The 10,388-nt window shown below is 70.3% G+C and carries 8 protein-coding genes and 1 pseudogene; 4 read left to right on the top strand and 5 right to left on the bottom strand.

The features are described from left to right. Positions 1–128: 128 nt before the first annotated feature. From AOZ49_RS26945 to AOZ49_RS26925, 4 genes and pseudogenes are all read right to left on the bottom strand, one after another. A complete protein-coding gene (locus tag AOZ49_RS26945; protein WP_054428862.1) occupies positions 129–1,265 on the bottom strand; it encodes a hybrid sensor histidine kinase/response regulator in 1,137 nt (378 codons plus the stop codon). A 20-nt stretch (positions 1,266–1,285) separates the two neighbouring features. Further along, positions 1,286–1,899, bottom strand: a pseudogene (locus tag AOZ49_RS32005) (chemotaxis protein CheB). Next, positions 1,896–2,741: a CheR family methyltransferase gene (locus tag AOZ49_RS26930; RefSeq protein ID WP_054478801.1), complete on the bottom strand. Its 846-nt coding sequence runs from the start codon at positions 2,739–2,741 to the stop codon at positions 1,896–1,898. The pseudogene AOZ49_RS32005 and the gene AOZ49_RS26930 overlap by 4 nt, the downstream one beginning before the upstream one ends. A 15-nt stretch (positions 2,742–2,756) precedes the next feature. Further along, positions 2,757–6,170: a response regulator gene (locus AOZ49_RS26925; RefSeq protein WP_054478799.1), complete on the bottom strand. Its 3,414-nt coding sequence runs from the start codon at positions 6,168–6,170 to the stop codon at positions 2,757–2,759. 241 nt (positions 6,171–6,411) lie between these two features. Here AOZ49_RS26925 and AOZ49_RS26920 point away from each other — a divergent pair, with 241 nt between their 5' ends. Continuing rightward, positions 6,412–6,846: a response regulator gene (locus AOZ49_RS26920; protein WP_231690451.1), complete on the top strand. Its 435-nt coding sequence runs from the start codon at positions 6,412–6,414 to the stop codon at positions 6,844–6,846. A gap of 77 nt (positions 6,847–6,923) precedes the next feature. On the opposite strand, the gene AOZ49_RS26915 is transcribed toward AOZ49_RS26920, so the two are convergent. Further along, a complete protein-coding gene (locus AOZ49_RS26915) occupies positions 6,924–7,613 on the bottom strand; it encodes an ankyrin repeat domain-containing protein (RefSeq protein ID WP_082380597.1) in 690 nt (229 codons plus the stop codon). 130 nt (positions 7,614–7,743) lie between these two features. On the opposite strand from AOZ49_RS26915, the gene AOZ49_RS26910 reads away from it, so the two are divergent. The 3 genes from AOZ49_RS26910 to AOZ49_RS26900 form a co-directional block, all read left to right on the top strand. Beyond that, the gene (locus tag AOZ49_RS26910) at positions 7,744–8,652 is read left to right on the top strand and encodes a LysR family transcriptional regulator (RefSeq protein ID WP_054478795.1); all 909 of its coding nucleotides are present in this window, start codon (positions 7,744–7,746) and stop codon (positions 8,650–8,652) included. Positions 8,653–8,744: 92 nt separating this feature from the next. Further along, complete coding sequence (locus AOZ49_RS26905; protein WP_231690450.1) at positions 8,745–9,434, top strand: DsbA family oxidoreductase; 690 nt, start codon at positions 8,745–8,747, stop codon at positions 9,432–9,434. Between the two features lie 86 nt (positions 9,435–9,520). Next, on the top strand, positions 9,521–10,388 hold an 868-nt coding region (locus AOZ49_RS26900), incomplete at its 3' end, for a cyclase family protein (protein ID WP_054478791.1).

Below are 10,388 nucleotides of genomic sequence, written 5' to 3'. Positions count from 1 at the left end.
CGCGCCGCGGCACCATGGCGACATACTACCGAAAACTCCGGCGTCGTTGCGCGGTCCAGGCCCCCGATCCGGCGATGCGCGCCGCCTTGGCCCGGGCGCGCGGGGCTCATGGGGCGCGGGGCCGGGCCTCAACCCTGAGCGGTCGACGCCTGCCGTGGCAGCGCCACGCGGAAGCGGGTGATGGCGTCGCGCGATTCGGCGCTGATGCGGCCGCCATGCGATTGCGCCACCTGCTGCGCGATGAACAGCCCCAGGCCCAGGCCGCGATGGCCCCCGGCCGGCCGCGCGCCGCTGCGGAACGGGTTGAACAGCTGCGGCAGCAGTTCCGCGGGAATGCTGCCGCCGTTGCTGACCGTGACCACCACCCGATCGGCGGCGGAGCCGTCCACCTCGACCCGCACCGGGACGTCGCGGGCGCCGTGGTGCAGGGCGTTGCCGAGCAGATTGGCCAGCACCTGCGCGATGCGCTCGCCGTCCCAGTCGCCGACCGGGTCGCCGTGGCATTCGGCCTCGATCTGGCGGTCGGCGAAGCCGGTGCGCAATTCATCCAGCGTGCGGCTGACTAGCGTTTCCATGCTGATGCGCGCGGGCGCCAGGGCCAGGCCGCCCGCCTGGCGGATGCGCGTCACGTCGAGCAGGTCCTCGATCAGGTGCTTCATGCGCTCGCCGCTTTGCAGCATGCGTTGCGCCAGGCTGACCACGCGCGCGTCGCCGCCCTGGCGCTCCAGCATCGAGGCGCCCATGATGACGGCCTGCAGCGGTGTGCGCAGGTCGTGGCTGAGCACGGCCATGAACATGTCGTTGACCCGCAGGGCCTCGGTGCGCGCTTCCAGCTGCTGCGCCAGCGCGCGCCGGCGTTCGTGCAACTCGAAGAACACGTTCGCCTTGCTGCGCAGCATGTAGGGGTCGACCGGCTTGTAGAGGAAGTCCACCGCGCCGCTCTCGTAGCCACGGAACTGCCAGTTCTGTTCGCGCGAGCCGGCGGTGATGAAGATCAGCGGAATGTGGCGGGTGCGTTCGCTGCCGCGGATCAGCTCGGCCAGCTCGAAGCCGTTCATGTCGGGCATCTGCACGTCGAGCAGCGCCAGCGCCACGTCTGGGTGGTTCAGCAGCAGTTCCAGCGCCTGCGGGCCCGACTGCGCCTTGAGCACGTCGACCCGGTCGCTCGCCAGCAGCGCCTCCAGCGCCACCAGGTTCTCGGGCACATCGTCGACCAATAGGCACTTGATGCGGTCGTCCGAGGGTTTGGCAGGTGTCAATAGCATGGTGTCTTGGAGTAGGGGGATCAGGGCCGCGGCTGCGCGGGCAATTGCGACAGCAGCGCCGCGATGGCGTCAGGCGCCAGGACCAGGGGGGGGCGTCGATGCGCGCCAGGGCGGCGTCGGGCATGGCGCGCACGGCGGCGGTGTCCGGAGCCTGGACCACGGCGCGGCCGCCGGCGGCGTGGATCGCGGCCAGGCCGGCGGCGCCGTCCTCATTGGCGCCCGACAGCAGGATGCCCAGCAGCCGCTCGCCGTAGCCGTCGGCGGCGGATTGGAACAGCACGTCGATCGACGGCCGCGAGAAATGCACCAGCGGGCCGATTGACAGCGCCAGGCGCGGCCCGTGGTCGACCAGCAGGTGGTAGTCGGGCGGCGCGAAATACAGCTGTCCCGGCTGGATCGCCTGTTGGTCCTCGGCCTCGCACAGCGGCAGCGCGCAGCGGTCGCGGAAGATGTCGACCAAAAGGCTGCGGCGGTCGCGCGGCAGGTGCAGCAGCACGATAACGGCCGCGCGCAGGCCGGCCGGCAGGGCGGGCAGCAGCAGGTTCAGGACCTCGATGGCGCCCGACGAGCCGCCGATGACGATGGCGTCCCAGGCGCCCGCCGCGTCGCGGCGATCCGGCGTCGGGGCGCTCACAGGCCCGCCTTCTTGCGGTAGATGCGGTCTTCGAGCACGAAGTCGTCGAAGCCGTCGGCCTGGGCGGAAAAGCGCACCGATTCGCGCGAGCCCAGGCCCATGAAGCCGCGATGCACCAGCGCGTCATGGAACAGGCGCAGCGCGCGGTTCTGCAGATCGCGCTCGAAATAGATAAGCACGTTGCGGCACGACACCAGGTGCACCTCGGCGAACACGCTGTCGGTGGCCAGGCTGTGGTCGGAGAACACCATGTGTTCGCGCAGCTGCTTGTCGAACACCACGCGGCCGTAGCGCGCGGTGTAGTAGTCGGACAGCGAGCCGTGGCCGCCGGACTCGGCGTGGTTGCGGGTGAAGGCGGCGACCCGCTCCAGGTCGAACACGCCCTGTTCGGCCGCGCGCAGCGCCTGCGGGTTGATGTCGGTCGCGTAGATCAGGGCGCGGTCCAGCAGGCCTTCCTCGTGCAGCAGGGTGGCGAGCGAATAGACCTCTTCGCCGGCGCTGCAGCCGGCCACCCACACCTTGATCGAGGGATAGGTGCGCAGGATCGGCACCACTTCGCGGCGCAGCGCCCGGAAGTAGCTGGGGTCGCGGAACATGTCGCTGACCTGCACCGTCAGGAATTGCAGCAGGCCGGTGAACACCGAAGGCTCATGCAGCACGCGGTCCTGCAGCTGCGACAGGGTCTTGCAGCCGAAGTGGGACAGCGCGCTCTGCAGGCGCCGCTTGAGCGAGGCCTGCGCGTAGGCGCGGAAATCGTAGTGGTACTGGTGATAGATCGCGTCGAGCAGCAGCCGCTGCTCGATATCGTCGGTCTGCGCCTTGTTCGGTGGGGACTGGGGCATGGTCGCGGGGCCGCGCTACTTGCGCATCCAGACGCGCACCAGCGACAGCAGCCGCTCCACGTCCAGCGGCTTGGCGATGTAGTCGTTGGCGCCGGCGGCCAGGCATTTCTCCTGGTCGTCCTTCATGGCCTTGGCGGTCAGCGCGATGATCGGCAGGCGGCGCCACTCGGGCCGCGTGCGGATCTCGCGCATGGCGGTGTAGCCGTCCATCTCGGGCATCATGATGTCCATCAGCACCAGGTCGATCGCCGGGTGGCCGTCCACGCCGACGCGATCCAGCGATTCGAGGGCCTCGCGGCCGTTGCGCGCGATCTCGACCCGCAGGCCGGTCGGCTCCAGGATGCTCGACAGCGCGAACACGTTGCGCACGTCGTCCTCGACCACCAGCACCGTGCGGCCTTCCAGCGTGCTGTCGCGGCTGCGCGCCAGCTCCAGCATCTGGCGCTGCTGCGGCGGCAGGTCGGCCTCGACCTGGTGCAGGAACAGCGTCACCTCGTCGAGCAGGCGCTCGGGCGAGCGCGCGTCCTTGATGATGATCGACTTGGAGAAGCGGCGCAGCTGCTGCTCTTCATCGCGCGACAGCGCCCGGCCGGTGTACACGATCACGGGCGGGAACGACACGCTTTCCTGCTCGGCCATCTCGCGCAGCAGCTCGTAGCCGCTGATGTCGGGCAGGTTCAGGTCCATGACCACGCAGTCGAAGGTGGTCTCGCGCAGCAGGTCGAGGGCGGCGCTGGCGGTCGCGGCCGGCACGATCTCGACGTCGTCGCGCGCCAGCAGCTCGCGCACGCTTTCGCGCTGGCGGTCGTCGTCCTCCACCACCAGCACGCGCCGCACGTTCTGGGTGAACTTGGCCTCCAGGCGCCGCAGCGCCTGCGTCAGTTCCTCGCGCTTGACCGGCTTGAGCGCGTAGCCGATGGCGCCGCGGCCCATGGCCTCCTGCGCGTAGTCGGCCACCGAGACAATGTGCACCGGGATGTGGCGGGTGTGGGGATTGCGCTTGAGCTGGTCCAGCACGCCCAGGCCGGAGAAGTCGGGCAGGTTGATGTCGAGCACGATGGCGTCGGGCCGGCGCTGCGCCGCCAGCGCCAGGCCGTCGGTGGCGGTGTGCGCGGCCAGGCAGCCGAAGCCCATCTCGCGCGCCAGGTCGCCGAGGATGGCGGCAAAGCGTTCATCGTCCTCGATGACCAGGATGGTGCGGCCGGCGTCGCGGGACGGCTCCGGCTCCGGCTGGGCGGGCTCGGCCACCGGCGCCGGGGCGGGCGCGGCGGGCGCCGCCCAGGCGGGGATGGCGGGGGGCATCGGGATCGGCGCGGGGAGGCTGGGGCCGGACGCCGCCGGCGCGGCCTCCAGGCGCATCGGCAGCAGCAGCGTGAACACGCTGCCTTGCCCCGGCGTGCTGACCGGCGACAGCGTGCCGCCCAGCAGCTTGGCCAGGTCGCGCGAGATCGACAGGCCCAGGCCGGTGCCGCCATGCTTGCGGTGGCTGCTGCCGTCGGCCTGGCGGAAGGCCTCGAAAATCAGTTCCTGCTGGTCGGCCGGCACGCCGATGCCGGTGTCCTGCACGGCGAACGACAGCATGTTGCGCGGCGCGCGCGAGACCTTGAGCGCCACGGTGCCCTGCTCGGTGAGCTTGAAGGCGTTGGACAGCAGGTTCTTCAGCACCTGGCCCAGCCGTTGCGGATCGGTGTGCAGCGACGCCGGCACGTCGGCGGCGATGTCCAGTTCCAGCGCCAGGCGCTTGTCCTGCGCGATCGGCCGCAGCGGATCCAGCAGCCGTTCCAGCGTCGGCGCGATGGCCACGGCCTCGACTTCCACGGTGGCCTGGCCGGCCTCGATCTTGGCCAGGTCGAGGATGTCGTTGATCAGCGCCAGCAGGTCGCTGCCCGCTTCGTAGATGGTCTGCGCGTACTTGACCTGGTCCGCGCTCAGGTTGCCCGGCTTGTTCTCGGACAGCAGCTTGGACAGGATCAGCGTCGAATTCAGCGGGGTGCGCAGCTCGCGGCTCATGTTGGCCAGGAACTCGCTCTTGTACTGGCTGGCCTGCGTCAGCAGCCGCGCCTTGTCGGTCAGCGCGCCCTGCACCCGCAGCAATTGCTCGGTTTGGCGCTCCAGGCTGACGTTGGCCTGCTTGAGCTCGGTCTGCTGCACTTCCATGCGCGCCTGCGATTCCTGCAGGATGCGGCTTTGCTGCTCCAGCTCTTCGTTGCTGACGCGCAGCTCTTCCTGCTGGGTCTGCAGTTCTTCCGACTGGCGCTGGGTCTCGGCCAGCAGCGCTTCGAGGCGCGAGCGGTCCAGGCCGGCGCGGATCGCGGAGGCCAGCATTTCGGAGGCGCCTTCCAGCAGGCTGCGTTCGCTCTGGCCGACGGCGTGGTTGAAGCCCAGCTCGATCACGGCATAGACCCGCTCGTTCTGCATGGCGGGCGCCAGGATCAGTTCGGCCGGGTTGGAGCGGCCGGTGGCCGAGGAGACCTCGAAGTGGCCGGCCGGCACATCGCGCAGGTGCAGCAGCTTGCGCGAGCTGGCGGCCTGCCCGACCAGTCCCTGCGCGGCGGGAATCTTCTGCGCCAGGCGCTCGGCCGGCAGGGCGTAGCCGCCAAACAGTTCAAGGTCGTCGCCGCCGTTGGTGACGACGTAGCCGGCGCCGACGCTGGCGTGCAGGTAGTCCGCCAGGTAGTCCAGCGCGCGCTTGCCGATCTCGTCCAGGCGATGGTCGCCGCGCAGGCGCAGGCTCAGGCCCGAGAGGCCGGTCGTGACCCAGGCCTGGCGCGCCTTGGCGCGGTATTCGCGGATGGTCATGCCGGCCGACGCCAGGATCAGCGCCAGCAGCAGCAGCGATCCGCCCCAGGAATAGAAGGTCGAGGTGGCCGAGGCCGCCGCCCAGGCCTCGCGTTCCTCCTCGACCTGGCTCAGCTGGCGCGTGTACAGGTCGGCGACCAGGTCGCGCAAGCGGTCCATCGCATCCTTGCCGGCGTCGGTGCGCACCACCGCCATGGCGCCTTCCACGTCGCCGGCCTTGCGCATGTCGACGGTCTCGCGCAGTTCGGTCAGTTTCTGCTGGGTGATGCCGGCGATGTCGTTGACGATGCGGCGCTGTGCCGAATCGCCGGCCGCCGCTTCCTTTACCACCTCGAGACGCTGTTCGATCAGCGGCACCGACCGCAGGTACGGTTGCAGGTAGGAGGGGTCGCCCGTCAACAGATAGCCGCGCTGGCCGATCTCGGCATCCTTGAGCGCCGAGTTGAACAGGCTGAGCTGGCGCACCGTCTCGGTGGCGCGGTCCATGGCCTTGACCGCGCGGGTCCGCGTCTCCGCCGAACGCACGTTGACGAAGGCGATGAGCAGGGTGGCCAGCGCCGCCATCACGAAGCCGGCGATCAGGGTGCGCGGAAGGGTGTGGCGGCTGGCGGGTTGCTGCGAATTCGGCATGAGAACGGATTACGGTTCAGAGGAAAGGGCGGCGCGCGGGGCGGGGACGGCGTGGACGATTATAGGGATGCGCTCTGACCCCCGCCGCCAGGCCAAACCGGGGAAATATACAGGGGTATGGGGCGTTCGTTTCGCCCGGATACAATTACTTCACACATGAAGAGCCCGCATGTCCTAGGATTCGGCCTCTCCCCCAATCTGTTTTGCCCGCCGGCGTCTTGAATGCATGGCACCGACAACCATGACGAAAATCCTTTTGGTCGACGATCAGCCCGTGCTGGTCGCCCTGATGAGCGAATTCCTGAGCGGCGAAGGCTATGACGTCACGACGCACACGGACGGCCTGACCGCGCTGCGGCAGATGCTCGAAGTGCGGCCGGATCTGGTCATCACCGACTTTTCCATGCCCGGCATGGACGGCGGGGCCTTGCTGACCGCCATGCGCGAGAACGCCTACCTGGGCGACACGCCCGTGCTGGTGCTGAGCGGCCGCCCGGAATCCGAGATCGCCGCGGCCTGCGAAGGGCGCGCCACGCTGATGCGCAAGCCCGCCGAGCCGCACGACGTGCTGGCGGCCGTTCGCCGCCTGGCGCCGGCGCCCGCGGGGCGGCCGCGCGCCGACGCGCCGATCCTGGCGGCGGGCGAGACCCGCGAGTTGGCCGCCCTGGCCGCGTAGCGCCGCATCACCGCGCGCCGGGCCCGGCCCGCGCCTGCGCACGCATTCACATCGAAGACAGGGGCCGGCCAGCGCCGTCAGCGCGCCCCGGCGGCCAGCAGCAGTTGCGCCGTCGTCGCCTGCCCGCGCTGACGCGCGTGCCACAGGGGGCTGCGGCCATCGCCATCGGCCAGGTTCACATCGGCCCCGCCCGCGATCAGCAGCGCGACCACGGCCTGGTGGTCCGGCCCGCCATCGCTCAGGATGATGGCCTCCAGCAAGCCCGTCCAGCCCAGCCGGTTGACATGGTCCGGATCGACGCCGGCCGCCAGCAGCATGCGCACCGTTTCGACCAGGCCGCGTTCGCAGGCCGGGATCAGCGCGGTGCCGCCGTAGCGGTTGGTGCTGCGCAGGTCGGCGCCATGGCGCAGCGTCTGCGCCAGGATGCCGTTGTGGCCGCGGGCGCCGGCGTACAGGTAGGCGCTGTCCTGCATGGCGTTCTTGGCGTTGACGTCCGCCCCGGCCTGGATGAGCGCCGCGGCGGCCGCCTCCGCGTTGATCAGCGTGGCGCGCAGCAGCGGCGTGTTGCCGTCGGCGTCGCGCGCTTCCAGCGGCGCGCCCCGGGCCAGCAGGGCCTGGACGCGGGCGGCGTCGCCGTCGCCGGCGGCCTGCAACAGGGCGGCGCCGGCCTCGGTCTCGCCGGCCGCGCCCGAACTGGCCGCGCTGCCCTCCGCGACCGCCAGCAGGGTGGCGGCCAGGAAGGCGCGCCAGGAGCGGATGATGGACATGCGTCGGGTCTCCTTGTCGTGTCGTGGATGCTGCCTCGATTATGCCGCCATGATCCGTCGCCGACGCCCCGTTTGGCGAATACCGCCGATCGCTGCAGAATCCCGGGATTCCCTTCTCTCCGTTTCCGCCATGGACACCTTCAACTACATGCGCGCCTTCCGGCGCATCGTGGAACTGGGCAGCCTCGCCAAGGCGGCCGAGGACCTGGACATGTCGTCCGCCGGCCTCAGCAAGCAGCTGCGCGCGCTGGAAGCCCACCTGGGCGCGGTGCTGATCCAGCGCACCACGCGCAAGATGAGCCTGACCGACACCGGCGCCGCCTACTATGCCGAGTGCTGCCGCCTGCTCGACGAACTGGACACCCTGGAAAAATCCATCAAGCAGCAGGCCGGGCGCGTGGCCGGGCGGCTGCGGGTGAATGCGCCGGTGTCGTTCGCGCTGAGCGTGCTGTCGCCCTTGCTGGCGCGCTTCCTGCGGCAGTATCCCGAGCTGCGGCTGGACCTGGCCATGGAGGACCGGCTGGTCGACGCCGTGGGGCAGGGCTTCGATGTGTCGATCCGCCTGCGGGCGCAACTGGATGATTCCTCGCTGATCGCCCGCCGGCTGGCGTCGCTGACGCAGGTGCTGTGCGCGGCGCCGTCGTATCTTGCCCAACGCGGCCATCCCGGCAGCGTGGACGACTTGCGGGGGCATGACTGCCTCAGCTATAGCCTGGCCGACAGCCCCGGCCCGGTGCCGGACGACGATGCCGGCCATCCCGCCGACCCGTTCGGCGCGCCGACGCGGGTCCAGGCCAACAACAGCCTGATGCTGCGCGACCTGCTGGAAGCCGGCCTGGGAATCGGCGCGCTGCCGTCCTTCCTGGCCGCGCCCGCCATCGCCGAAGGCCGGCTGGCGCGGGTGCTGCCCGACCTGCCCAGCGCGCCGCGCCAGGTCTACGCGGTGTATCCCACCAGCCGCCACCTCCAGCCCAAGGTCAAGGCCTTCGTGGACTTCCTGGCGCAACACCTGCCGGCCGCCATGGGCGGCGATTGTTGACGCCCAGCGAATAGAGTCCTGCCGGCGAGCGCCTTACTCGCGCGCCGCCCCGTCCGTAAGCTGGCATCCATTGAAACCCGATGGATGTCCGCATGTTTTCGACCTCGCCCGCCACCCTCGCCGCGCCCGCCGGCAACCCCGCGCCCGCCGCACCGCGGGTCGTGGACTTCTTCCACGACGTGGTCTGCGGCTGGTGCTACGTCATGTCCCCGCGCCTGCGCCTGGTGGCCGCCGAACTCGGCATCGCGGTGCGCCAGCGCAGTTTCGTGCTGCAGGAATCGCCCGAGCAGATGCGTCGGGTGTTCGGCTCGATGGAGCGCGCCAAGCGCGTCATCCTGGGGCATTGGGACGCCTGCGCCCGCCATGACGACGAGGCGCGCATCGACGTCGAGGGCATGCGCGCCGAGACCTTCGACTATCCCAGCGGCCTGGCCGGCGCCCTGGCCTGCCAGGCGGCCCACCTGCTCGCGGGCGACGCGGCGCATTGGGACCTGTTCGACGCGATCCAGCGCGCCCACCTGAGCGAGCATCGCAACATCGGAGACGCCACGGTCCTGCTGGACATTGCCGTGGCGCAAGGCTTCGACCGCGCCGAATTCGCCCGCGTCATGCAGGGCGAGGACGCCTCGCGGCGCGTACGCGACGACCGCGCCGCCGCCGCGCGGCTGGGCATCGATTCCATTCCCACGCTGGTCGCGGGGCCGCACCAGGCCCGCCTGCAGACCTTGCCGCTGACCGAGCTGCGGCAGCGCCTGGCGGCGCTGCTGCCCGCGCGCGGCTGACGCCGATCCGGCGCCTTCAACGGTCGCTTTTCTTTCCTTCAATCCTGCCCGTCCGCCGGACGAGGCTTTCCTGCTCAAGGTGTCTTATGCCGTTCCCTTACTCCCGCAAACTGCTCGGCCTCGCGCTGGGCGTCGTTCTTGCCAGCAACGTGTTCGCGCATGGCGCGCCGTCGCGCGCCCCGGCCTCCGGCCAGGAAGTGGGCGTCAGCCCCTGGGGGCCCGATGACGAGATCGGCCGCCTCAACCTGATCACGCCCGAATCGCGCGCCGCCGTCATGTCGCGCGTGGCCGGCGACAAGGTCTATGACCTAGCCACCGAATACTACGTGGGCATGCCCAGCTGGCAGGACGCCGGCGATCCGCGCTACCAGTTCTGGATGACGCACACGCCGCGCGGCACCGAGGTCGACGACCCGATGGGCGTGGGCAAGGACATGAACGCCACGCGCAGCTACACCGGCACCGCGTTCTCGATGTACAGCCACACCGGCACGCATATCGACGCGCTGAACCACTTCGGCATCCACGGCAAGATCTGGAACGGCTTTCGCGCCGACGAACACCTGGGCGACCGCGGCTGGAAACGCACCGGCATCGAGAAATTCCCGCCGCTGGTGGCGCGCGGCGTGCTGATCGACGTGGCCGCGCTCAAGGGCGTGGACATGCTGCCGGATGCGTACCGCATCACGCGCCAGGACCTGAAGGCCGCGCTGGCGCGCCAGAAGACCGAACTGCGCCAGGGCGACATCGTGCTGATCCGCACCGGCCGCATGAAGCTGTACCACGATCCGGCCGCCTACATGGCCCAGCCGCCCGGCATGGGCCTGGACGCGGCGCGCTATCTGGTGGAAGAGGGCGGCGCCATGATCCTGGGGGCGGACAACCTCAGCTTCGAGACCTTTCCGTCCGAAGTCGCCGACGACTACGTGCCGCTGCATACCTATCTGCTGGCGC

The organism is Achromobacter sp. 2789STDY5608615, assembly GCF_001298995.1.
GTDB lineage: Bacteria > Pseudomonadota > Gammaproteobacteria > Burkholderiales > Burkholderiaceae_B > Achromobacter > Achromobacter insuavis.
This window is presented reverse-complemented; position numbering and strand designations above follow the sequence as displayed.